Here is a 22739-nt window from a genome sequence, read left to right on the forward strand (position 1 = left end):
ATAATCACCCGCTTTAAGCGCGTTTGTAAATTTTCTGACCTTGGGCAATGTTATGCAATATCTCACCATTCCGGTTACGGCCTTTCAACAAAATTGCAGCCTTATCTGGTGCGAAACCACGCGGGAATGCGCGTTTGTCGACCCCGGTGGTGACACCGACCAGTTGATGGCAGCGGTAAATAAGCAGGGTTTGAAACCTGTTGGCGTCTTCCTGACCCATGCGCATCTGGATCATGTGGGCGGCACGATGGCACTGGCTAAGCATTACCAGATTCCCGTTTCAGGCCCACACGAGGCGGATAAGTATTGGCTGGATGCGCTGCCCGTGCAGGCCAAACAGTTTGGTTTGCCACATTGTGAGGCTTTCGTGCCGGATACGTGGTTGCAGGAGGGGGATACCTTACGGTTTGGGCAACAACAACTGGAGATTATCCATACCCCCGGACACACGCCCGGTCATGTGGTGTTGTTCCATCGGGAAGCGGGGGTGGCGTTTGTGGGGGATGTGTTGTTCAACGGTTCTATCGGGCGCAGTGACTTTCCGGGCGGGAACCATCAGCAGCTTATTCAGTCTATAAAGCTTAAGTTGTGGCCACTGGGTGATGATGTTATCGTCATTCCGGGTCATGGGCCAACCACGACCATCGGCGAAGAGCGCCGCCACAACTCCTTTATCCCGTAACGCGAGGACGATAAAGTGCGTAATATTGCAATGCTGAGCCTGACGCTGTTGCTAACAGCGTGCGGCGGTTCTTCTAGTTCATCTACCTCCCCCCCGGTAGCGACAACTGCGACAGCATCCACCACTCCCCTTTCACCTGCCTCAGAACCTGAGTCCATGACGGGAATGTTGGAAACTCATAATCAAGTACGGGCTGATGTTGCTGTTTTGCCACTTACATGGTCTAGCACCATGAGCAGCTATGCGCAGGAATGGGCAACTCATCTGGCCAACGAAAATGGTTGTCAAATGCAGCACCGTTCCGCTGCGGGCATGAATACCTTGGGCGTTGGCGAGAACCTTTTCTGGGCGAGTCCGCTAACATCGACCAATAGCCCTCCGACCCTACAGGCCATTACCCCTACCTACGTTGCCAATGACTGGAGTAGTGAAAAGATTGATTATAATTACGATACCAATACCTGTACTGATGGCAAAATTTGTGGGCATTACACTCAGATAGTGTGGAAAAATACCACGGAAGTTGGTTGCGCCATGGCTATTTGCCCCGATAATGGTCAGATTTGGGTATGTAATTACAATCCACCGGGCAATTATACCGGGCAGAAACCTTATTAGAGCCACCGCGCATTTCCCGTTACAATAGGTGTTTTTCAAGCATCAAGGGATGAAACACCATGTCGCACGTGGATATTGCCGCCGTCAAAACCTACTTGCTGGCCTTGCAGGATGATATTTGTAGCCAGTTAGCCGCCGAGGATGGCGGGGCAACCTTCATGGAAGATGCGTGGGATCGTCCCGGTGGCGGCGGTGGGCGTACTCGCGTGATCAGCAATGGCGCGGTGTTTGAACAAGGCGGCGTCAACTTTTCACACGTGTTTGGTGACAAACTGCCACCTTCTGCGACGGCGCAACGCCCGGAATTGGCGGGGCGCAGTTTTCAGGCGTTGGGGGTTTCCTTGGTGATTCACCCACATAACCCTTTAGTGCCGACATCACACGCCAATGTACGCTTTTTCGTTGCAGAAAAGGAAGGCGAGGAACCGGTGTGGTGGTTTGGTGGCGGTTTCGACCTGACCCCGTATTACGGTTTCGAGGAAGATTGCATCGACTGGCATCGCACCGCGAAAGCAGCTTGCGACCCCTTTGGGGAAGATGTGTATGCGCGTTACAAGCACTGGTGTGATGAATACTTCTTCCTCAAGCACCGCAATGAACCGCGCGGGATCGGCGGCCTGTTTTTCGATGACCTGAATGAATGGGGTTTCGATACCACCTTTGCCTTCATGCGCAGCGTGGGCGATAGTTATATCAACGCTTACCGCCCCATCGTCAGCAAGCGTAAAGGCTTGGCATTCACCGAAACCCAGCGCGACTTCCAGCTTTACCGCCGAGGGCGTTACGTGGAATTCAATCTGGTCTATGACCGGGGCACTTTGTTTGGCCTGCAATCCGGTGGGCGCACTGAATCCATTCTGATGTCACTGCCTCCACTGGTGAAATGGCGTTACGCTTGGCACCCGGAAGCGGGCAGTGAAGAAGCTCGCCTTTACAGCGACTTTTTACGCCATCGTGACTGGTTGGCGGAAGCCTGACAGCGCCGCTAACTTACCAGCTTTTTTCACCCGGCTCTGGCTTGTGACCGGACAATTTGTAGAATTTCCAAGCCAGATAGCCCAAAAAGCCTAGGATGAAAACGATGGTGAAAACAGACATGAAAACAATGCCTTGAGAGCTGGAAAAAAAGTGTGACATGGTGTTGATTCCTTACGGTGAAACATGTACTCATCGTAAGGGTGAGCGCTGGAAGTTGCTTTGCGCAAAATCAAATGAGATCGGGGGAAGCGCTACTTCCTTGCTACAGATCAAGTTTTTGTGCTTTTTGTTAGGGTAGGTTGAGCGCCCGCACGGTATTGATCAGGCCATAGCCGTAATCACTGTCACGCCCCGGATTGCCCAGATCAGTGGCAGTGGTGTTTAACACTTCAGGGTTGAAGTTTGGGTTGAGGGATTTCAACAAGGCGATGACCCCAGTGACGTGCGCCGTTGCTAGAGATGTGCCAGTGGATACCTGAAATGCACCCCGTGGTGCGGTGGTTAAAACGCCTACGCCGGGTGCAGACAAGGCAATATAATTACCACGGTTGGCGCGGCTGAAGATGCTTTCGCGTTTGTCCACGGCGGTCACGGCAATGACGCCCGGTATGGCTGCTGGATAGGCGGGTGCTGCGCCGGGCCCGCTATTTCCGGCGGAAGCCACAACGATAATGCCTTTTCGAAGCGCTGCTTGCACCAATTTGTCGACCACGGGGTCGGAGCCGCCCGCAAAACTCAAGTTGAGGATTTGCACCCCTTGATCCATCGCCAGTTGCAAGGCGCGTGCGACCAACCCGGAATTACTGCTACGTTCATCAGGATTGCTGGCATTGGTGCTGAACGCGCTGATGGCAATCAATTTGGCATCGGGTGCAATGCCAATACGCGGATTTTTGCTGGCAATAATGCCTGCGACTTCTGTGCCATGCAATTGGTTGCTGTCGTTACCAGCGGGGATCATATTCAGGCGCTGTACGTTAGGCCCAAACGCTGTGTGCGTAATATCAATGGGAGTGTCAATCATGCCGATGACAACACCGTTTCCGCCAGTGCGTTGCCGTACTGTTTGCACGCCGGTCAGGCCAAGGGGATAAGCTTGCGCATCTGTCCTGTTAAAGGCTGATGTTGTGTAGAAGTTGCTGGTGCTGGCATCTACGTCTTTTTCACTGCTTTTGATGGATTTAACCAGATCATACGGGTCTTGCCCATTGGTGGCAGCGGTAATCAGGGTGGTGCTGATGGAATCCAGATTATCGCTACGCTTGGCGCGTAATTTATATTTTTTCAGCACGGCATCTGCCTTCTCGGCGGGTTGCTGGCTGTCATAGGTAAGCAGCATTTCATCCTTGGCGTAATCGACCCGGCGAAAGACGGGGGTGGTCACGCAAATGCTGCTGCTGAGCTGGCAAGCGGGGGAATTGTTGGTTTTGCCAATAACTTTGTATTCTGTGGGGCTGCAAGCGGCAAGGAACAGGATGGGGGCAAGGAGGGTGAGCGGAAGAAGGCGCAGTACTGGCATAATGGTTTTCAGTATTCCCGTCCGATAAAGGCAATCACGGTTTTATCCTGCTCCATTTGTTGCAGGACAGTGCTGGATTGTTGCTGGTCATGGGGCTGGATACCCTTGACCTCAATTTTAAACAGGTTATTGTCGTCCGGGCCATCGAGGATGCGGGCATCCCACTGACGTAAAAAATCCCGTACCTGACGTACCTGAGCTTCCTCGTTGAAATCTACCAATAATACCAAGCCCTTGGCAACAGAAGTCGCAGCCTGATCATCGGCGACAGTGGCAACGTTGTAAACATTGCTTGTCGGGGAAATCATCGAGTTGGCAAACCAGCCCAAAAAGCCTGCCTGAACCAGCAATAACAAGGCGAAAGCGGTATTTCCCGGCGTCAGCCACTCAAACGTTGGCAACCAGTCCGTTAACCATGTCTTGATACCTCGTGCAGCCGCTTTAGGTTCTGGCGGCGGGCGGGGTATTGTTCCGGGCGTTGCACTGGCTTTGGCCTGCTCCTCGCGCCCGATGCGCTTCAGCAGCTTGTCCAGCCGAGAGTGCGTGGTATCCATCGCAGACAACTGCAACAACCCGGTATTGGCACGGATCATATCCACCATATTCAATTCACGGTGATACTCTTCCTTCAGTTTAGGATGTTGTGCCAGCATGTGTTCTACCAGCTTGCGTTCCGGGTCGCTCAATTTTCCGGTGATATACCAAGGTAAAAGCAGGCGTGCTTCTTCAACTGGGTCACCGTGTGGGTATTGGCTCATACAACAATATTCTCAAATGCCTTTTAAAGGTCAAAACCAACAATGCCTGCCTTTTCCAGCAACTGTGCCAGGCGCTTACGGGCATAAAACATGCGCGTCTTGACGGTGTTGTCGGAAATATCCAGAATGTTGGCCACTTCCTTCACCGACTTGTCTTCAAAATAGGTCAGCCTGATAACCTCACGATGTTCTTCCGTTAACTGATCCATCAGGCGTAGCAACTGCTGCTTCATATCATCCAATGCCAACTCCTCGTGAGGGCTGGCGGCAGGGTCAATCATGGAATCCAGTATAGACTCATCATCCAAGGTGATTTCCGAGGTTTTACGTAACCACGACACAACCTTGTTGCGGGCAATCGAATAAATCCAGGTCGATACCTTAGACCTGCCTGCAAAATTTTCCGCTGACCGCCAAACATCAAACATGGCCTCATCCACCAGATCTGCGGCCTGAGCAACATCATCACGCAATACTCTTGCGCAATACTTAACCAGCTTGGGCTGGTATCTCAGGTATAACTGACTGAATGCCTGTTGATCCCTTTGGCTAATGAGCGCCATGAGAGCTTCATCGCTAAGTTTGCTGGCTGTTTCTGCCGGTTGTTTGTTGCCTGATGAGGGGCCTTTCATCTCTTATGTCGCTCTCACTGTCAGTTTGGTTCTAATTAATTGAGGCCAATCCCCAAAAAAATAATAAATGATCTTTTCTTCAACTTTCGTTGAACCGCTTACCTGATGGCAGCGACTCACTGTTAACACTACACACTCAATTAGTAATATTTCAAAAGTTATAATACTCCCTCGCAAGTCTGGCGGGTCTTCGGATCCGCCTTTTTTTTATTTACAACCCACTCATTAGCATATCATAATCAGCTTATATACAATTTTTCTTTTCAACTATTGGAAGCTGGTATGTACCAAATTGGCACCACACTCACACAATTCATCCTCGAAGAACAACGTAAACACACCGGCGCAACGGGCGAGTTCAGTTGCGTACTGAACGACATTGCACTGGCCTGCAAGAAAATTGCGGCCTTGACCAGCAAGGGCGACCTCATCGGCGTGCTGGGTTCCGCCGGTTCCGAGAACGTGCAGGGCGAGGAACAGAAGAAAATGGACATCATCACCAATGACGTGATGATTGAAGCACTTTCCCGTGGACACGCAGCGGCACTGGCCTCCGAAGAAATGGATGAAGTGTATAACTTGCCCGGTAATGTTCCTCGCGGTCACTATTTAGTAACGTTCGACCCGCTGGATGGCTCTTCCAACATGGACGTGAATGTATCGGTTGGTACGATTTTCTCCATTATCAAAGCGCCTGAAGGCGTGGAAAACCCGACCGCTGCCGATTTCATGCAGCCGGGAACCAAGCAGGTCGCAGCAGGCTATTGCCTGTATGGCCCTTCCGCCATGATGGTACTGACCACCGGTAAGGGCGTGAACATGTTCACCTTGGACAAGGATTGCGGCGAATTCTTGCTAACCCGCGAAGACGTGAAAATCCCGGCCGACACCAAGGAATTTGCCATCAACGTTTCCAACCAGCGTTACTGGGAACCGCCCATGCAGCGTTACATCAGCGAATGCCTGCAAGGCGTTGAAGGCCCGCGTGGCAAAGACTTCAATATGCGCTGGGTTGCCTCCATGGTCGCTGAGATTCACCGCATCCTGACCCGTGGCGGCATTTTCATCTACCCGATGGACTCCAAAATGAAAGCATCAGGTAAAACCGGCAAGCTGCGCCTATTGTACGAAGCTAACCCAATGGGTTTCATCGTTGAACAGGCTGGCGGCCTAGCGACCACGGCTTACACCCGCATTATGGAACTTCAGCCAACTGACCTACACCAACGTGTACCCGTGGTAATGGGTTCACGTAATGAAGTGGAATTGGTCACGAGCTACCATAACCAAGCATAATTCCCCCTCACCCCAACCCCTCTCCCTCAAGGGGAGAGGGGTTTTCTGGTCTACTTGTGCTTCTCCGCATACGACACGGTATACGACTGGCCTTGCTTGAGCTTGTCGAAATTACCGAACACTTCTTTCAGATTACGCTTCATGTATTCGCGCAAACCATTGATCGTCACCAAATACACGCGCCCGCCCGGTTTGAGGTGGTGCTTCATATCGTGCAACAAAATGCTCATCATTTCCTTACCAACCTTCGCCGGAATGTTGGAAGCGATCACATCAAAACGGGCATCCTTGTCGATATGCTGAAAACCGTTGCTCAGCATCGCGCGAGCATTGGCCAGTTTGTTCACGCCTGCATTGCGGTTAGCGTATTCCACTGCCATGAAATCCTTGTCGACCATCAGGGTCTGGCCTTGTGGAGCCAGTTTTGCCATCACCAGACCGACGGGACCATAGCCGCAACCAAGGTCGAAACAATCGTCGGTCGGGTTGATTTCCAGATATTTCAGCAACAAGTCCGTGCCGTCATCAATTTCACGTGGTGAAAAAATCCCCCACGTTGATAGAAAGGTAAAACGATTACCGCACAACTCAGCATCAAAGCGGATATCATCCCGCAAGCTTTTAGAATAAGGAATATCAGCCATTTAAAGTACCGCCGGTGCTATGCCTTTGGCATATAAAAAGGTGTAGATAAAGGTCGCAAGGCCAGCCAACCACAAGATCGTTGCTGTCGCTTTGCTTAAACCTGGTTTTAGCGCAATCACACCGAGTACAACGTACACGATCAGACCCACCGCTTTAATGATGACAAAACTATCAACGCCATGAGCCGTACTGATCAGCGCCAGCCACAACCCCGTCCCCAGCAGAAGCAGCATGGATAACGAAGCACTAGCGAGCGCTGCTTTGCCGGTCACTGCCGGGTTGTTGGTCAACATCCAAAATCCCCGAATCAAGTAAACGACGACCGAAAGTAAGGCAACGATGGCGTGTACTTTGACTATCAGCATGTTGGTATCCATGTGGTACGTCCTTATTGCAATTGTTGGAAAATCCGATCCGCTGCCACTAAAGCCTCATCAAGCTCACTGGCTAGGGTGCAATAATGCCCCATCTTACGACCGGGGCGGGCTTCGTGTTTACCGTACAAGTGTAGCTTGGTCTTGGGGCTTTGTAGCAAAGCCAACCAGTCGGGGTGCGTATCGTGCCATAAATCACCCAGCATATTGACCATCACCACCGGGGACAACAGACGCGTATCCCCAAAAGGCAACTCGCAGACCATGCGCACTTGCTGTTCAAATTGTGAGGTGACGCAAGCATCAAGGGTGTAATGCCCGCTGTTATGGGTACGCGGTGCCATTTCATTCACCAGCAATTCGCCTTGGCGGGTAACAAAGAATTCCACCGCCATCACCCCAACAAAATCGAGCTTGTCGGCGAGACGGGTGGCAGCCGCTTGTGCGGCTTGTGCCAATGCGGCATCGACCCGTGCGGGCACAATGCTCTGGTGCAAAATGCCATTACGGTGTTCGTTTTCTGCGACCGGGAAGCAACGCACCTCGCCGCCCACACTGCGGGCAAGGATCACGGAAATTTCGCACGCCAGTTCCACCCGCTGCTCCAACACGCAAGCAACACCGCCCAATTGCGCAAAAGCGGCTTCGGCTTCCGCAACCGAATGCACCGTCATCTGGCCTTTGCCGTCGTACCCCATGCGTGCCGTTTTGAGAATGGCGGGGAATTGGATGCTAGATGGTGCTGCCAGAATATCCGCCACCGTATGGATCGCTGCAAATGGCACGGGCAACAAGCCACAGGCTCGCACGAATTCCTTCTCCACCCTGCGGTCTTGCGCCATTTGCACCGCATGAGCGGAAGGGCGTACCGGGCAGAATTGCGCCAGGAACTCCAGCGTTTGCGCTGGAATATTCTCAAATTCAGTGGTGATCACATCGCAACGTTGCCCGAAGGCCGCCAGTGCCGTTTCATCGTCGTAAGCGGCAATAAGGTGATCATCAGCAAGCTGGGCAGCCGGGCTTTGGAAATCGGGTTCCAGAATAATGACGCGGTAGCCGAGGGTACGAGCCGCAACAGTAAACATGCGCCCAAGTTGCCCGCCGCCGAGCATTCCGATGGTTGAGCCGGGAAGTAGTGTCATAAAATAATGGTCATCAGGTTTCGGGTGGAAGTTTCATGTTCATGGCTTGACGCCGCTGTTCATCGCGGAACTGCGTGAGTTTCGCCGCCAATTCCGGGTTTTCGTTCGCTAACATGGCGACAGCAAACAAAGCAGCATTCGCCGCACCGGCTTCGCCAATCGCAAACGTCGCAACCGGGACACCTTTGGGCATCTGCACGATGGAGTACAGTGAATCAATCCCGTTTAAGGCACGACTCGTCACCGGTACGCCGAGTACTGGGAGGGTGGTTTTCGCTGCCAACATGCCGGGTAAGTGCGCAGCGCCGCCTGCACCCGCAATAATGCATTTCAGGCCACGTTCGCGGGCGGTTTCCGCGTATTCAAACAGCAAATCGGGTGTTCTATGGGCGGAAACGACGCGGTATTCGTGGGCAATACCAAACTTTTCCAGTTGTTCAACCGCTTTGGACATGACAGGCCAATCGCTGTTGCTTCCCATGACAACCCCTACTACGACCACCGAACTGGGTTGAGTCATGATGCTCCCCTTATTTTCCTGCAAAATCTGATATTATAACGTGATGTACCCTTTACGCACTAACTAACAGCAAGCAATGAACACAAGCAGCCATCTGAACAGCGTTTTTGAGACGCACATTACTTCCCTTCCCCTGATTGCGCGGGGCAAAGTCCGTGATATTTACGCGGTGGATGAACAGCACATGCTGATTGTCACCACGGATCGCCTATCAGCCTTCGATGTCATCATGCCGACGCCGATCCCGCAGAAGGGGGTAATCCTCACGCAGGTAGCCAACTTCTGGTTCGGTTTACTGCAAGACGTGATCCCCAATCACCTAAGCACCCTGACGCTGGATGATTTGACGCTGACGGCGGCTGAAAAAGCCGAGCTGCAAGGCCGCAGCATTATTGTGAAACGCCTCAAACCCTTGCCGGTGGAAGCGATTGTGCGCGGCTACCTGATCGGCTCCGGCTGGAAGGATTACCAGCAAACCGGCGCAGTGTGCGGCATTGAATTACCTGCCGGTTTGCAAATGGCCGACCGTTTGCCTGAGGCGATTTTCACCCCTTCCAGCAAAGCCGACGTGGGTGATCACGACATCAACATCAGCTTTGCCGAGATGCAGGCGCGGATTGGCGCAGACCTCGCCGAACAAGTGCGCAGCGTCAGTTTGGAACTGTACCACCAAGCGTCAGCATACGCGCTCAAACGCGGCATTATTATTGCCGACACCAAGTTTGAGTTCGGGCTGGATGCGGATGGCAAGCTGGTGCTGATTGACGAAATCCTCACCCCGGATTCTTCGCGCTTCTGGCCTGCTGATCAGTACAAACCCGGCATTAGTCCGCCATCGTTTGACAAACAATTCGTGCGGGATTATTTAGAAACACTGGATTGGGGGAAGGTTGCGCCAGGGCCTGAGTTGCCCGCTGAAATTATTGACAAAACTGCCGCCAAATACCGTGAAGTTGCCGATTTAATTACAAAATAACGATTACAATAAAAGGAATAAGCCATGCGCGTATTGATCACTGGGGTTGCCGGTTTCATCGGAATGCACCTCGCCCTGCAACTGTTGCAGCGTGGGGATGAAGTCGTCGGTATCGACAATTTCAACGACTATTACGATGTCCGCTTGAAAGAAAGCCGCTTACAGCGCGTGGTGGATGCTGATACCGCCGGTAAATTCACATTCATCCGCCTCGATCTGGCTGACCGTGCGGGCATGGCGAAACTGTTTGCCGAAGAAGGGCTGGATGCGGTGGTAAACCTTGCCGCGCAAGCCGGGGTACGTTATTCCATTGAAAACCCGCTGGCTTACATCGACAGTAATCTGGTGGGGTTTGGGCACATTCTGGAAGGTTGCCGCCATAACGGGGTCAAGCATCTGGTGTATGCGTCATCCAGCTCGGTGTACGGGGCGAACGAATCCATGCCGTTTTCGGTGCATGATAACGTAGACCACCCGCTGTCCTTGTACGCCGCTTCCAAGAAAGCCAACGAGCTGATGGCGCATACCTATTCACATTTGTATAACTTGCCGACCACGGGTTTGCGCTTTTTCACGGTGTATGGCCCGTGGAGCCGCCCGGATATGGCGATGTTCAAATTCACCCAAGCGATTTTGGCAGGGCAGCCGATTGATGTGTTTAACTACGGCAAACACCGCCGTGATTTCACCTACATTGACGACATTGTGGAAGGGGTAATCCGCACGCTTGACCACACCGCCCGCCCGAACCCTGAGTGGAGCGGGATGACACCCGACCCCGGCACGAGTAAAGCGCCGTGGCGCGTCTATAATATCGGCAATCAGAATCCGGTTGAGTTGATGGATTACATCCGCGCCATTGAAGAAGCACTGGGGAAAAAAGCCGAGCTTAACCTGTTGCCACTACAACCCGGTGATGTGCCAGACACTTACGCTGATGTGGATGCACTGGTACAAGATGTGGATTATCGCCCCAGTATGTCGGTCGATGAGGGGACACGCCGCTTCGTTCAGTGGTATCGTGAATACTATCAAGTTTAACGCTGTTAACGAGGTTTCAAATGCAAGGTACGCAACATTCACGCCTGTTTGAGCGCTTGCTGGGTCGCGCCCCGGATTATGTCAGTTTCGGGTTGGTGATTGTGTTCGGCTTTTTGCTGGCACGCCTGACGTGGATGTTGTTCCCGGCGGAACCCCGCCCCTTGCTTAACGATTCCGCGTCAAGCAGCGTTGGCAGTGCCGCCTCGCCAGCCAACAGCTTGGGGGACAAGCTAGCAAGCTACCATTTATTTGGGCAATATCAGGCCGATGGCAGCAAACCTGCCCCTACCAATATTCAGCAGACGCAACTCGCCCTGAAACTGCAAGGGGTGTACGCTCCTTCCCGGAACAAAGGCTTTGCGGTGATCGAAGATGCAGGCCAGCAAAAAACCTATGCGATCGGTGACAAGATCGGTGCTTCTGGGGCGACGCTGGAACAGGTGCTGGCAGACCATGTGTTGTTGCGGCGCAATGGCTTGCTGGAAAAGCTGATGTTGCCTAAACCGGAAAGCAGCGGTGGCGGCATGGCTTTTGCTGCGGGGCTGGATAGTGCGCCAGCCGATATGCCCATGACTGAGTATTCTGCGCCACCCGAGATGATGCCGCCGCCCGATATGTTTACCCCCAGTGAAGGTGCAGTGCCACCACCACAGCCAGAGATGGAGCAGCCAGCACCGGAACAGCCCGCGATACCGGCGGCTTCGGCTAATGATTTGGGCGATTTCCGTCAGTCCGTACTCAATAACAATATGCGCCTGATGGAAGTGGCTAGCCCACAACCTTATGAGCGTGATGGCAAGTTTCTGGGGTTTCAGTTAAGCCCTGGCAGCAATGTCGCCATGTTCAACCAGTTGGGCCTACAGGCCGGTGATATTGTGACTGCTGTGAATGGTACACAACTGGAAAACCCTGCGATTGCGATGCGCATGTTGCAGGAAGCGGGAACTGCTTCGCAAATCAACCTGAATATCACCCGCAACGGTCAGGAAGTGTCGCTGCCGATCAGTTTCCAGTAAGCCTATTGGCAAGCCGCGAGTTTATAGCCGACCCCGTGCACGGTTTCAATCACATTTTCACAGCCTGCGTCGGCAAATTTCTGGCGAATATGGCGGATATGACTGTCGATGGTGCGGTCGCTGACATACACATTGCTGTCATAGGCATTGCCCATAATGCTGTCGCGGCTGAATACGCGGGTGGGTTGGCGGGCGAACAGTTGCAACATGGCAAATTCGGTGGCGGTCAGGCTTAAGGCGATGCTATCCCAACAGGCAGTGTGCTGTTCGGGCTGGATGCTGAGCTTGCCGTGGCACAAGGTTCCTTGCGGTAATTCAGCCGCAGGCTTGCTGTGCTGTTGCTGGGTGCGTTTGAGGATGACGTTGATGCGTGCCACCAGTTCACGCGGGCTGAAGGGTTTGGTGACGTAATCATCGCCGCCGATTTCTAGCCCCAAGATACGGTCAATTTCATCATCACGCGAAGACAGGAACAAAATCGGCACTTCGGAAAACTTGCGAATTTCGCGGCAGACTTCCAGCCCGTCGAGCTCCGGCATATTAATGTCGAGCACCATCAGGTCGGTGGGGTGCTGGCGGAACGTGTCGAGTGCCTGTCGCCCGTCTTCGGTTTGCGTGACCTGCATTCCCGCTTTTTCCAGCGCAAAGCCGATCACATCGCGGATATGAGGGTCGTCGTCTGCAATGAGGATATGTTTGTTCATGGTGCTGATACTAACAGAAAATAATAAACCCCAACTGACGGGTGTCGTACCGCCGGTCGGGGTTCAGGAGTCTCTGGGCTAATACTTTCAAGCCCATCGGGAAACTGACCGTAAGTGAAGATTATTGTTGTCATCGTGTCAGTACCCGATTCGGTGAGTAGTGTCAGGAACGTATGCTACTGCCAGTGTGTGCAGGTTTTATTCCGATATTGTGGAGATACCTCGGAAAAAGTTTGCAGATTGTGTGCAGGAGTGCCTTGCAAGGCATCTCTGCCCCCAGCCTGTCATAGAAAAATCATGGCTTTCTGCAATTTACGCTTGAATTTGCTCTTACTCCATGCTCCAAGATGCTTTACAATCGCCTCCTTATCCGCAGTTCCTGCGTTTCTTCTTTGAGATTTGGACAAATGACTGATTTAACACTTTACCGAAATATTGGCATTTTTGCCCACGTTGACGCGGGCAAGACTACTACCACAGAACGTATCCTGAAGCTGACCGGCAAAATCCACAAGATCGGTGAAGTACATGACGGTGCGGCGACCACCGACTTCATGGTGCAGGAAGCAGAACGCGGGATCACTATCCAGTCTGCGGCAACGACCTGTTTCTGGAAAGACCATCGTTTTAACGTTATTGATACTCCAGGGCACGTTGACTTCACCATTGAAGTGTACCGTTCACTGAAAGTACTGGATGGCGGTATTGGCGTATTCTGTGGTTCCGGCGGTGTTGAGCCTCAGTCTGAAACCAACTGGCGTTATGCCAACGATTCCGGCGTTGCTCGTGTCATCTTCGTTAACAAACTTGACCGTCTGGGTGCTGATTTCTACCGCGTTGTGAAGCAGGTAGAAGACGTACTGGGCGCACGCCCACTGGTCATGGTATTGCCCATCGGTGTTGAAGACGGGTTCTGTGGCATCGTTGACCTGCTGACTCGTAAAGCTTGGGTCTGGGACAATTCCGGCGACCCGATGAGCTACGAAATTCAGGATCCACCAGCGGACATGGCTGACAAGATCGAAGAATGGCGTGAAAAGCTGATCGAAACAGCGGTTGAGCAAGACGACGACATGATGGAAATGTACCTCGGTGGTGAGGAACCTTCCCTTGAAGACATCAAGCGTTGCATCCGTAAAGGTACCATCGCGCTGGACTTCTTCCCGACGTTTGCTGGCTCCGCCTTCAAGAACAAAGGCGTACAAAACGTACTCGACGGCGTGGTTGATTACCTGCCTAGCCCGGTTGAAGTTAAACCACAGCCTGAAGTTGACCTCGAAGGCAACCCGACTGGCGAATTCGCGATTGTTGATGCTAACCGCCCACTGCGTGCGCTGGCGTTCAAGATCATGGATGACAAATACGGTGCACTGACCTTTACCCGTATCTATTCCGGTACCATGAAAACCGGCGACACCATCCTCAATACCTTCACCGGCAAAACCGAACGGGTAGGCCGCATGGTGGAAATGCACGCGGATGAAGCCAACGCTATCGACTTCGCCCAAGCAGGTGACATTATCGCGCTGGTTGGTCTGAAGAACGTACAAACCGGTCATACCCTGTCTGATGTGAAGAATCCGGCTACTCTCGAACCGATGGTATTCCCTGATCCGGTTATCTCTTTGGCTATCTCACCAAAGAACAAAGCCGGTGCAGAAAAAATGGGTGTTGCTCTCAACAAGATGGCGAAAGAAGACCCGTCTTTCCGCATCGAAACTGACCAAGAAACTGGCGAAACCATCCTCAAAGGCATGGGCGAGTTGCATCTGGACATCAAGGTCGACATCCTGCTGCGTACTCATGGTGTGGAAGTGAACATTGGTAAACCACAAGTTGCTTACCGTGAATCCATCACCAGCCGCGTTGAAGACAGCTATACCCACAAGAAGCAGTCGGGTGGTTCTGGTCAATACGGTAAAATCGACTACACCATCGAACCAAACGAAGTCGGCGCAGGTTATGCGTTTGAATCTGTGGTTGTGGGTGGTTCCGTACCACGTGAATTCTGGCCTGCGATCGACAAAGGCTTCCGCGATAGCATGGTAAAAGGCCCATTGGCTGGCTACCCTGTGGTTGACGTGAAAGTCACCTTGCGCGAAGGGGGTTTCCATGCGGTTGACTCCTCTGCCATCGCGTTTGAAATTGCGGCGAAAGGCGGCTACCGTCAAACCATGCCAAAAGCTGGCCCGCAAATCCTTGAGCCGATCATGAAAGTTGACGTATTCGCACCAGATTCCCACGTAGGTGATGTTATCGGTGACTTGAACCGTCGCCGTGCGATGATCAAAAATCAGGATACTGCTCCCATCGGTGCACGTATCAAAGCTGACGTGCCGTTGAGCGAAATGTTTGGTTACATTGGCGACTTGCGTACCATGACTTCCGGTCGTGGCCAGTTCTCGATGGAATTCTCACATTACGCCGCTTGCCCTAAATCTGTTTCTGAACAGGTTATCAAGGAAGCGCAAGAGCGTAAGAAAGCACTGGAAGCTGAGAAGTAAGACTCTCCGCCTTCGGCATGAAAAACCCCCGCCGGGTGACTGGCGGGGGTTTTTTTATGGGGTGCGAATATTGGGGTTAAAACGCCATCAAATAGCTCTTGCCACCCTGTTCCAGCACGGCATAACGCTCGGTACCGTTGGCATTGAAGAACACAAACACCGGCTTGACCACCTCACTGCTGCCATCAATGCTCATGCCTTGCAGTGACACGCTGGTTTCGCGGTTCAGCAAGGGCGTAGTGTAGGTTTTCAGGCGGTAAGCAGTGGCCTTTTCAATCGCGACAAACTTGGCGGCTTTCTGGGAATGGTCGGCGTGTACCAGATAGGTTTCCACCTTGCCATCATCATCTGACAGGGTACGTTGGTAGCGCATGTCGGCTGCTTGCTGGTTGGCGGTTTGGAACAGGGTTCCGCCCGCGCTGAGCAGGTACATGCCATCATCCGTTGCCCAGACATTACTGGCTGTTCCGCCCAAATCGTACTGGCCTTGGTAAGGCGAGTCATACAGCCACACGGGTTGCGTGGTGCTGGTGTCGTAGCGGTTCAGGTTGTTGCTGGGAGAGCCGGTGGTATCCAGCGTGTAAACCGCTTGCAAAGCGGGGATGACTTGCAGGTGCGTACCGCCAAACAAACGTTTGCTGGTGGTAGTGCTCAGGTCTTCCTGTACCACGCCGGTGGTGAGGTCAACCACATACAAATAGCTCCATTGCATACTGGCTGGCGGGGTCAGGTAAGCCTTGCTGTCACTGCCCAGCGCAATATCAAAGACCTTGAAGCCGATATTGCCGTAGAAGTTCAGGATTTCAGCCGTTTCCAGATCCACTTGGGTGATGGCTCCATCATGCCCGACCACAGCAGTTTTGCCGTCGGGGCTGATGGCAAGGCTGGTCGGCGGCAGTTGCAAGGTTACACTTTGCTGTCTGCCGCTGGTGGGGTTGGTGATATTGAGGGTATTACCGGGTAGGCTGCTGACCGTTATCAGTTGATCCAGCGTATCGCTGTAAGCGGCATCCACCGCATTGCTACTCAAGGGATTAGCGGTATTCATCACCGTGAGGTCGCGGGTCGCGAGGTTGGTGTTACCGAAAGCATCGGTCGCTTTCAGGCTGAAGGTGTACGTGCCTTGCTGGGCGGGTGTGAAACTGGCCGTCACGCTGTCAGCCGCCGTCAAAGTAGCGTTACTGCCTTGCGGGGCAGCTTCCAGCGTCCACTGGTAAGTGAGGAAATCGCCTTCCAGGTCAGTGGTTTGGCTCGCATCCAGTGTCAGTGTCGCGCCTAGCGTGGTGGAAACAGGCAACGCAGCGATGACGGCTTGCGGGGCAACATTGGGCGTGATGGAAAAGTTTTTCAGCACCGATTCATTGCGCACGGAAGGTGATTCGTACACGCCATCACCGTCGGTATCCAGATTGACCTGCAAGTTACGTTGCGGTGGAGTGGAGGTGTCATAACCTTGCGCAATCACTTGCACTTTGCTGCTGGCGGCACCGTTCAGGAGGATTTCGCCTTCAAGTGGCACGCCATCGGCGGCAAACAGGAAGGGCTTGACGGTGGTGGCATTGACGCAACCTTGCACGCCTTCGCAGAACTTGCCGCTGATGTTGGTATAACCACTGTTTTCCACCAGCATGGTGATATTTTCGGCCAATTGTTGTTTGCCGGTGCTCAGGTTGCGCTGGTACTGGTTGACCAGCAAGGTGCTTTGTCCGGTGGCAAGGTTGAGGTCGGTGCGCAAGGTGCCGGTCGTGGTATAGGGCACATCATCCACACGGATACCCAAGCCTTTCATACTGACGGTGTAGGAAGTCGCTTGCAGCGTCGGCACGTTGAACGCATGGATTACCAGCATGGCGGTGCCATTGGTGACGACATTTTCGCTCTTGCACTGGCTGTAAATGACTTGCAGCGTGCCGGTGAACGTGGTGTCGCTGACTTCCCCGGTGACGGCAGCGGTACCGCCGCCGGGGCAGGTGTCATTGATGTTGACCGAGCGTGCCTGATAATGTTGTGCGGCAATTTGTTGGGCAGCGAGGGCAGATAAAATTCGTTGCGGTTGCAACAGGCTAGCTTGCACCGCGCTGGCAAGGCTGGTCTTGCTGGGCGTGGCATTATTCGCTGGACGTGGTGCGGTGATATTGTCGTTGATGTTTTCCGTACCCAGCACCAGATTGACAAAATCCATGCTGTTGGTGGTGTTGAGCAAAGCCAGAATGCGGCTGCCGGTGTAGACGCTGCTGGCATCTGCCAGGGTGGTGTTGACGCCATTGTTGGTAAGGCTGGTGGTGGTCGTGCCCCCCGTTGTGGTGCTGGAGGTGGTTGTGCCGCCACCGCACGCGCTCAAAAGTGTGCCTGCCACGAGTACAGGCAAAAGTTGATTGGTTTTCATGAGATAGCCCCCTATTTTCAATGTATACTATTGATTAATAATTAGAAATTTATTAAATAAGTGCCAGTACCCTGTTTCAGTACTGCGTAACGTTTTGTGCCATCGCTGTTGAAAAACACGAACTGTGGAATCACCGGGTCGTCACTGGTGCTGGTCGGTTTCAGGTCGCTGACGGGCTTTTCATCCACCAGATTGAGCGTTGGCATGGCGTAGGTTTTTAGGCTGTACTCCGAGCCAGTGCCGGTAATGCCCTTGTCCAGAATCACCACGAACTTTGCAGCTTCCTGCGAATTGTCAGCGTGAAGCAGCCGGGTGTTGGGGTCATTGTCGTCGTCCGACAGGCTGCGTTGGTACAGCATGTCCTGATCTTGCGTGGTAGCTGTGCTGAACAGGGTTTCGCCTGCGGTCAGGATGTAGCCGCCATCTTCTGTTAGCCATAAGCCCTTGCCGCTGCTGCCGCCAATATCATACTCGCCGTTGTAGGGGGAGTCGTATAATCCAGCGGGTGGGGAAGCCGTGTCGGCCTTAATCAAATCGACAGGTAGTGTACTTTTGTCATAGATATACAGCACATTCTGGTTGGGGGCGAGTTGCAGGTAAGAGCCGCCCATTTGCACCACGGACAGGCTCGATTTTACTTCGCCTGTCCCCAGATTAATGGCTTTGAGGACGCCCCACAATGCATTGCTGGCAGGGGTAGCATACGCCATGCCATTGCCGCTCAGGGCAATGTCAAACACGCTAAAACCAATGTTGTCGTAGAAGTCCAGTACGCTGGCAGTTTGCAGGTTGATGTGGGTAACGCCACTGCTATGCCCGACCACCGCCGTTTTGCCATCCGGGCTGATCGCCAAGCTGGTGGGGGCAAGGTTCAGCGGCACTGCCTGTTGCTCGCCGGTTGTCGGGTTGATGATATTCAGCGCGTTGTCGGGTGAAGAGCTGACCGTGATCAAACGTTCCAGCGCATCGCTGTATTCAGCATCGACTGCATTGCGGGTCAGTGACAAAGTGTTGCTGTTGGCCGTGCTGTCGGTGGTTGTACCGTTGGTGCTCTCCGATGCGCCACTGCCTGTGGTGGTACTGGTGCTGTCCGTAGTGGTGGAGCCGCTACCAGTGGTTGTGGTGCTGGTGGAAGTACTCGTGGATGCATTGGTTCCAGTCGTTACCCCGGAAAGCGAAGCGCCTGTTCCACCCCCGCAAGCGACCAGTACGCTGGACATTAGAAAAATTGGCAGAATTTTACCCGTATTCATGGAGAACCCCTGTTGTTATTAGTCATTGGGAAAATTTTTATCAATTTATATTATATACCAATTAGTAGAATAAATTAAAATGATAAATTGGCCTTCCATGATCAGGGCATACCACAGGCTGCAACGACACTGCTATACTTTGCCAACGATTAAAACCGAGGAGATCCCCATGCCCACTATTCTGATCACAGGTGCCAATCGCGGCATCGGTCTGGAATTGACCCGCCAGTACGCCGCCGACGGCTGGAACGTGCTGGCCTGTTGCCGTTCCCCGGAAAATGCCCATGACCTGAACAAGCTGGTGGCGCAATCCGGTGGCAAGGTCAGCATTCACCTACTGGATGTCGCCAGCGATGCCCAACGTGCTTCCTTGGCAGCCCAACTCAAAGACCAGCCCATCGACATTCTGTTCAACAGCGCCGGAGTTTCCGGCAACTGGGGTACGCAAGGTTTCGGGCACTGCCAGACGCAGGAATGGCTGGATGTGCTGCACATTAACGTGATTACCCCAATGCTGATGATGCAGGATTTCGCCGATAACGTGGCGCTGAGTGAACACAAGATCATCGCCAATATGAGCAGCAAGATGGGCAGCGTGGCGGACAATACCTCCGGCGGCAGCTATTTGTACCGCTCCAGCAAAGCCGCGCTCAATATGGTCAACAAAAGTGCGGCGCACGATCTGGCGCGAAAGGGCATTACTGTGGTTGCCTTGCACCCCGGCTGGGTACGCACCGACATGGGCGGGCCGAACGGCGAATTGTCTACGGAAGAATCGGTGACGTCGTTGAAGCGCAATCTGGCGAACGTCACGCTTGCTGATTCAGGCAACTTACTCGACATCGACGGCAGCATTATCCCGTGGTAAGCGGGCAAGTCGTCCTCAAGCAGGGGCGCGATAAAAATGTCCGCTCCCATCACCCGTGGGTGTTTTCCGGGGCTGTCCAGCACGTCAAAGGCAATCCGCAGTCGGGCGAAACGGTCGAGCTGCGTGCTGCCAACGGCGACTTGCTGGGGATGGGGGCATGGTCACCCGTTTCGCAAATTCAGGTACGCTTGTGGACGTTTGCAGCAGCGCTGATCGACCGCGACTTTTTCATCAGCCGCATTCAGCAAGCCTTGGCATACCGCCAGCAACTCGGCATTCCGCAGCAGAATTCCGGCTACCGGCTGATCAATGCGGAATCTGACGGCCTGCCCGGTGTGGTGGTGGATGTGTTCGGTGAATGGCTGGTGATGCAATGCCTCACCACAGGTGCAGAATACTGGAAACACACTCTGGTGGATGCGCTAGCCGCCACTATTCCTTGTCGGGGTATTTACGAGCGTTCCGATGTGGAAGTGCGCAAAAAAGAGGGGCTGGAAACCACCAGCGGGTTACTCAAGGGTGAAATGCCACCGGCCTCCCTCGATATTATGGAAGAAGGTCGCCATTACCGCGTCGATGTCATTAACGGTCACAAGACTGGCTTTTACCTCGACCAGCGCGACAATCGCAGTGCTTTGCAACAATACGCGCAAGGCAAGACGGTATTGAACTGCTTTTCCTATACCGGCGGTTTCTCGATTGCAGCCTTGCACGGTGGGGCGTTACAGGCCACCAATATTGACGCTTCCCAGCCCGCGCTTGATCTGGCGGCGCAAGCCGCTGCCCTGAACGGTTTTCAGCCGGAACAAATGGATAATATTTGTGGTGATGTGTTCAAACTGCTGCGCGAATACCGTAATGAAGGTCGTCAGTTTGACATCGTGGTGCTCGACCCGCCCAAATTTGCTGAAAACCGCAAGCAACTGGATAAGGCTGCGCGGGGTTACAAAGACATTAACCTGCTGGGTTTCAAGCTGCTCAAACCGGGTGGTTTGCTGTTCACCTTTTCCTGTTCGGGTCTGATGGAAAGCGGGCTGTTCCAGAAAATTGTCGCGGATGCGGCGGTGGATGCCGAGTGTGATGCGCGTATCTTGCACAAGCTGGATCAGGCCACTGACCACCCGACACGGCTAGCGTTTCCCGAAGGCTATTACCTTAAAGGTCTGGTATGTCAGAAGTAGACACCAAACAAGCCCGTTTGCTGGTCATTTTTGACCATTTGTTACCGTTAGTGGATAGCGTGTCCGACAAGGTGCGCTTTGCTGCTTTGCTGGGGTTGGGGCTGGATGTGTGGATTTTTGTCTGGCTGTTTTTCCTCAAAGGCTTTTCGCTGAGCAGTGCGCTGATGGTGGCGGGTGTGGTGTTATTGCCACTCCTGATCCTGCTACGTTTTTGGTGGGCGCTGGAGGAGATCAAGGATTTGCCGAACATCGCCGAGCGTATGATGACAGATGCCCAAGGTGAAATTCAGGAAACGGTGCAAGGTATTCGTGCCGGTCAGGTGCAAAAGCTGGGGTTTCTGCGTTCCGCGAAAAGTTTGTGGAGCATTGGTTCGATGGCGAGTGAAGCACGTGAGTTGGTTGGCTCGTATATCAGCATTGGCACCTTGGTGAACCCGCTGTCGCTGGTATTGGGCGTGGTATCACTATTATTTGTTTTATTGTTAGTGTTTGTTGGTCTGGTGCTGTTGATTCTGGCATTTTGGTGATGAATGGTGTTGTTTTTTGATCTGTTGGTTATTGACCACAAAAAAACTAATCACGAAATTCTTTTTATATATTTTTACAAATAAAAACAAACTGCTAACATCATTAGTATGAAAAATGATAACTACCTCGCCTTGGATGGCCATTCGATGCATGTTTTCCTGACCGTACTGGAACAGGGATCCATCGCCAATGCCGCAGATAAACTGGGTATTACCAAAACAGTGATTGGTAATTGCCTTACCAAGCTGCGTTCTATCTTTCATGACCCCTTGTTTGTGCGTACCGGTGGGCAGGAAATTGTCGCTACCGCCCTTGCCGAAAGCCTCGGCGAGCGGATGCGGCTGGTGTTGTCGGACATGCAGCAATTAACCGCCGAGCAAGTGTTCAAACCCAAGCAAGCGGCGGTGCATTTCACCGTGGGAACCAATGATTTCCAGCGTGACCTGATTTTACCGGAGTTGTATCGGCTGGTTGCGGGTGAAACCAAGGAATTTTCCTTGCGTACCATTATTTCAGAATACCCATCACTGGATTTGCTGCGGACTGGCAAGGCGGATTTGCTGCTTTCCCCGGTAGCGCCCGAAGGTGGAGATATTCTCTACAAGCGTTTATTCATTGATCAGTCCCGCTGTTTCTTCGATAGCAGCGCCCGCGAAGCGCCGCGTACCTTGGCTGATTTCCGTAATGCCCGCTACGTTGGTCTCAACCTGATTGACGGGCAGCGCGTTGTACCGTTGGCAGCGCCGATTTCGCGGGAACTGGAGCAGCAAGTGGCAATTCGTGTCCCCAACTTTTCGGATATGGCGAGTTTCATGCGCGGCAGTGACTTGCTGGCGATTGCGCCGGGTATGTTACGCATGGGGGCATTGTCGGGGTTTTCATCCATTACCCCGCCGTTCAATATGCCGTCGGTCTTCATGTTCATGCTGTGGCACAAGCGTCATCAAGGCGATGCGGCGCACCAGTGGATGCGCAACCAACTGGAATCAGCCGTTGGCGGCGTCATGGCGCGGGGCAAGCTGGCAAAAGTCTGACGGTGTTTTGTGTTCAAAAAGGCATCCGCCGGGGTGTCTTTTTGTGTTTGGGGTAAGTTACAGTTCACTTGAAACTTATACATA

General features: G+C 53.0%; 23 protein-coding genes. 12 read left to right on the forward strand and 11 right to left on the reverse strand.

The window, feature by feature from the left end; genetic code table 11:
• Positions 1 to 52 precede the first annotated feature (52 nt).
• The 3 genes from J9253_RS16605 to hemF are packed head-to-tail and all read left to right on the forward strand — an operon-like array spanning position 53 to position 2277.
• Complete coding sequence (locus J9253_RS16605; protein ID WP_210222007.1) at positions 53 to 682, forward strand: MBL fold metallo-hydrolase; 630 nt, start codon at positions 53 to 55, stop codon at positions 680 to 682.
• Between the two features lie 15 nt (positions 683 to 697).
• A complete protein-coding gene (locus J9253_RS16610) occupies positions 698 to 1300 on the forward strand; it encodes a CAP domain-containing protein (protein ID WP_228291409.1) in 603 nt (200 codons plus the stop codon).
• A gap of 59 nt (positions 1301 to 1359) precedes the next feature.
• Positions 1360 to 2277 (forward strand): oxygen-dependent coproporphyrinogen oxidase, encoded by a 918-nt coding sequence (gene hemF, locus J9253_RS16615; RefSeq protein ID WP_210222008.1) that lies wholly within the window; start codon positions 1360 to 1362, stop codon positions 2275 to 2277.
• A 13-nt stretch (positions 2278 to 2290) separates the two neighbouring features.
• Here the strand turns inward: hemF and J9253_RS16620 are convergent, their stop codons facing one another.
• The 4 genes from J9253_RS16620 to J9253_RS16635 form a co-directional block, all read right to left on the reverse strand.
• Positions 2291 to 2437: a hypothetical protein gene (locus tag J9253_RS16620; protein WP_169735887.1), complete on the reverse strand. Its 147-nt coding sequence runs from the start codon at positions 2435 to 2437 to the stop codon at positions 2291 to 2293.
• 130 nt (positions 2438 to 2567) lie between these two features.
• Positions 2568 to 3797 carry a S8 family peptidase gene (locus tag J9253_RS16625; protein ID WP_210222009.1) on the reverse strand — a complete coding sequence of 410 codons (1230 nt, stop codon included), beginning with the start codon at positions 3795 to 3797 and terminating at the stop codon, positions 2568 to 2570.
• 8 nt (positions 3798 to 3805) lie between these two features.
• Positions 3806 to 4555, reverse strand: coding sequence for a hypothetical protein (locus J9253_RS16630; protein WP_210222010.1), 750 nt, complete (start codon positions 4553 to 4555; stop codon positions 3806 to 3808).
• 23 nt (positions 4556 to 4578) lie between these two features.
• The gene (locus tag J9253_RS16635) at positions 4579 to 5118 is read right to left on the reverse strand and encodes a sigma-70 family RNA polymerase sigma factor (protein ID WP_266097347.1); all 540 of its coding nucleotides are present in this window, start codon (positions 5116 to 5118) and stop codon (positions 4579 to 4581) included.
• 351 nt (positions 5119 to 5469) lie between these two features.
• On the opposite strand from J9253_RS16635, the gene J9253_RS16640 reads away from it, so the two are divergent.
• Positions 5470 to 6483, forward strand: coding sequence for a class 1 fructose-bisphosphatase (locus J9253_RS16640; RefSeq protein WP_210222012.1), 1014 nt, complete (start codon positions 5470 to 5472; stop codon positions 6481 to 6483).
• A 50-nt stretch (positions 6484 to 6533) separates the two neighbouring features.
• On the opposite strand, the gene J9253_RS16645 is transcribed toward J9253_RS16640, so the two are convergent.
• Genes J9253_RS16645 through purE form a run of 4 tightly spaced genes read right to left on the reverse strand, consistent with a single transcriptional unit; the run spans position 6534 to position 9164 of the window.
• Positions 6534 to 7127, reverse strand: a complete 594-nt coding sequence (locus tag J9253_RS16645) for a class I SAM-dependent methyltransferase (RefSeq protein ID WP_210222013.1) — start codon at positions 7125 to 7127, stop codon at positions 6534 to 6536.
• Positions 7128 to 7505: a SirB2 family protein gene (locus J9253_RS16650; RefSeq protein WP_210222014.1), complete on the reverse strand. Its 378-nt coding sequence runs from the start codon at positions 7503 to 7505 to the stop codon at positions 7128 to 7130.
• A gap of 11 nt (positions 7506 to 7516) precedes the next feature.
• Complete coding sequence (locus J9253_RS16655) at positions 7517 to 8644, reverse strand: 5-(carboxyamino)imidazole ribonucleotide synthase (protein ID WP_210222015.1); 1128 nt, start codon at positions 8642 to 8644, stop codon at positions 7517 to 7519.
• 13 nt (positions 8645 to 8657) lie between these two features.
• A complete protein-coding gene (purE, locus tag J9253_RS16660) occupies positions 8658 to 9164 on the reverse strand; it encodes a 5-(carboxyamino)imidazole ribonucleotide mutase (protein WP_028488957.1) in 507 nt (168 codons plus the stop codon).
• Positions 9165 to 9240: 76 nt separating this feature from the next.
• Here purE and J9253_RS16665 point away from each other — a divergent pair, with 76 nt between their 5' ends.
• From J9253_RS16665 to gspC, 3 genes are read left to right on the forward strand one after another with little or no spacing between them, the layout of a single operon-like run.
• Complete coding sequence (locus J9253_RS16665; protein ID WP_210222016.1) at positions 9241 to 10140, forward strand: phosphoribosylaminoimidazolesuccinocarboxamide synthase; 900 nt, start codon at positions 9241 to 9243, stop codon at positions 10138 to 10140.
• A 24-nt stretch (positions 10141 to 10164) separates the two neighbouring features.
• Positions 10165 to 11181 (forward strand): NAD-dependent epimerase, encoded by a 1017-nt coding sequence (locus J9253_RS16670; protein WP_210222017.1) that lies wholly within the window; start codon positions 10165 to 10167, stop codon positions 11179 to 11181.
• A 20-nt stretch (positions 11182 to 11201) separates the two neighbouring features.
• A complete protein-coding gene (gene gspC / locus J9253_RS16675; protein WP_210222018.1) occupies positions 11202 to 12197 on the forward strand; it encodes a type II secretion system protein GspC in 996 nt (331 codons plus the stop codon).
• A gap of 2 nt (positions 12198 to 12199) precedes the next feature.
• Here gspC and J9253_RS16680 read toward each other — a convergent pair whose 3' ends face one another.
• Entirely contained in the window at positions 12200 to 12901 is a 702-nt protein-coding gene (locus tag J9253_RS16680; protein ID WP_210222019.1) for a response regulator transcription factor, read from the reverse strand.
• Positions 12902 to 13308: 407 nt separating this feature from the next.
• Here J9253_RS16680 and fusA point away from each other — a divergent pair, with 407 nt between their 5' ends.
• Entirely contained in the window at positions 13309 to 15405 is a 2097-nt protein-coding gene (gene fusA, locus J9253_RS16685) for an elongation factor G (RefSeq protein WP_210222020.1), read from the forward strand.
• A 76-nt stretch (positions 15406 to 15481) separates the two neighbouring features.
• Here fusA and J9253_RS16690 read toward each other — a convergent pair whose 3' ends face one another.
• A complete protein-coding gene (locus tag J9253_RS16690) occupies positions 15482 to 17791 on the reverse strand; it encodes a PKD domain-containing protein (protein ID WP_210222021.1) in 2310 nt (769 codons plus the stop codon).
• 41 nt (positions 17792 to 17832) lie between these two features.
• A complete protein-coding gene (locus tag J9253_RS16695; protein ID WP_210222022.1) occupies positions 17833 to 19044 on the reverse strand; it encodes a YncE family protein in 1212 nt (403 codons plus the stop codon).
• A 169-nt stretch (positions 19045 to 19213) separates the two neighbouring features.
• Between J9253_RS16695 and J9253_RS16700 the strand changes: the two genes are divergently transcribed.
• The 4 genes from J9253_RS16700 to J9253_RS16715 all read left to right on the forward strand — a co-directional run bounded on the left by J9253_RS16700 (position 19214) and on the right by J9253_RS16715 (position 22655).
• On the forward strand, positions 19214 to 19912 hold the full coding sequence (locus J9253_RS16700; RefSeq protein ID WP_210222023.1) for an SDR family oxidoreductase: 699 nt from the start codon (positions 19214 to 19216) through the stop codon (positions 19910 to 19912).
• On the forward strand, positions 19906 to 21093 hold the full coding sequence (locus J9253_RS16705; RefSeq protein WP_210222024.1) for a class I SAM-dependent rRNA methyltransferase: 1188 nt from the start codon (positions 19906 to 19908) through the stop codon (positions 21091 to 21093). Before J9253_RS16700 ends, J9253_RS16705 begins: the two co-directional genes overlap by 7 nt.
• Complete coding sequence (locus J9253_RS16710) at positions 21081 to 21620, forward strand: hypothetical protein (protein ID WP_210222025.1); 540 nt, start codon at positions 21081 to 21083, stop codon at positions 21618 to 21620. The genes J9253_RS16705 and J9253_RS16710 overlap by 13 nt, the downstream gene beginning before the upstream one ends.
• A 108-nt stretch (positions 21621 to 21728) precedes the next feature.
• Positions 21729 to 22655 (forward strand): LysR family transcriptional regulator, encoded by a 927-nt coding sequence (locus tag J9253_RS16715; protein WP_210222026.1) that lies wholly within the window; start codon positions 21729 to 21731, stop codon positions 22653 to 22655.
• Positions 22656 to 22739 lie beyond the last annotated feature (84 nt).

This window comes from Thiothrix litoralis (assembly GCF_017901135.1).
Taxonomy (GTDB): domain Bacteria; phylum Pseudomonadota; class Gammaproteobacteria; order Thiotrichales; family Thiotrichaceae; genus Thiothrix; species Thiothrix litoralis.